Source organism: Lewinella cohaerens DSM 23179, assembly GCF_000379805.1.
Lineage (GTDB): Bacteria > Bacteroidota > Bacteroidia > Chitinophagales > Saprospiraceae > Lewinella > Lewinella cohaerens.
This window is the reverse complement of record NZ_KB903611.1, coordinates 1-1,640: the sequence shown is the minus strand read 5'-3', so window position 1 is coordinate 1,640 and position 1,640 is coordinate 1. Positions and strand designations below refer to the sequence as shown.

General features: G+C 49.0%; 1 pseudogene. It reads left to right on the top strand.

The features are described from left to right. Positions 1-1,640 (top strand): annotated as a pseudogene (locus A3EU_RS34700) (hypothetical protein); the annotation flags it as partial.

Sequence of the window (1,640 nt, the reverse complement as noted above, 5' to 3'; positions counted from 1 at the left end):
GGTGGTGGAGTACCAATCGACTGTGCCAGCGGCCCAACTTCTGTGATGCCTTGTGATGATGGTGATCCATGTACGACGGGTGAATTCGAAACGGTCCTCGATTGCGACGGCTCTGTCTGTATCCCTTGCGGCGGTGGAGTACCAATCGACTGTGCTAGCGGCCCGACGACGACGGTTCCCTGTGATGATGGTGATCCATGTACGATTGGTGAAACGGAAATTATTCTTGATTGTGATGGTTCCATTTGTGTACCCTGTGGGGATGGTGTCGTTGTAGATTGTAGTAATGGAACAACAACGACGCTGCCCTGTGATGATGGTGACCCCTGTACGATTGGTGAAACGGAAGTTATTCTTGATTGTGATGGTTCTATTTGCGTCCCTTGTGGCGATGGCAATATAGTAGACTGTAGCACAGGCCCATCAACAACTTTACCTTGTGACGATGGGAATCCCTGTACCGTTGGCGAAACGATTACGACGCTAGATTGCGATGGTAGTATTTGTATTCCTTGTGGCGGTGGAACGATAATAGATTGTAGCACTGGCCCCTCGACAACATTGCCTTGTGACGATGGCGATCCCTGTACTGTTGGCGAAACTATCACGACGCTGGATTGCGACGGTAGTATTTGTATCCCTTGTGGGGGTGGAACGATAATAGATTGTAGTACTGGCCCCTCGACGACGTTGCCTTGCGATGATGGCAATCCTTGTACTACGGGTGAAACGATCACGACACTGGACTGTGACGGTAGTATCTGTATCCCTTGTGGAGGTGGAACAATAATAGATTGTAGTACTGGCCCATCCACGACACAAGCTTGTGATGATGGCAACCCCGCTACCATCAATGATATGATAACCATTCTTGATTGTGATGGTAGCATCTGTGTGCCCTGTATGGGTATACCTGGTGATTGTAGCAGCGCTCCGACAACAACACTACCCTGTGATGACGGCGACGATTGTACCTTCAATGACATGATAACCACTTTGGATGCTGATGGTAGTATTTGCGTTCCCTGTATGGGGGTACCATTAGATTGCACAAACGGTCCCACTACAGTACAAGCTTGTGACGATGGGAATCCCTGTACCGTTGGCGAAACGATTACGACGCTAGATTGTGATGGTAGTATTTGTATCCCTTGTGGGGGTGGAACGATAATAGATTGTAGCACTGGTCCCTCGACGACGTTGCCTTGCGATGATGGCGATCCTTGTACTACGGGTGAAACGATCACGACACTGGACTGTGATGGTAGTATCTGTATTCCATGTGGAGGTGGAACAATAATAGATTGTAGTACTGGCCCATCCACGACACAAGCCTGTGATGATGGCAACCCCGCTACAATCAATGATATGATCACCATCCTTGATTGTGATGGTAGCATCTGTGTGCCTTGTATGGGTGTACCTGGTGATTGTAGCAGCACTCCGACAACCACACTGCCCTGTGATGATGGCGACGATTGTACCTTCAATGACATGGTAACTACCTTGGATGCTGATGGTAGTATCTGTGTTCCATGTATGGGCGTGCCATTAGATTGTAGCACTGGTCCATCTACGACGTTGCCTTGTGACGATGGTGATCCCTGTACAGTAGGCGAAACGATCACGACGTTGGATTG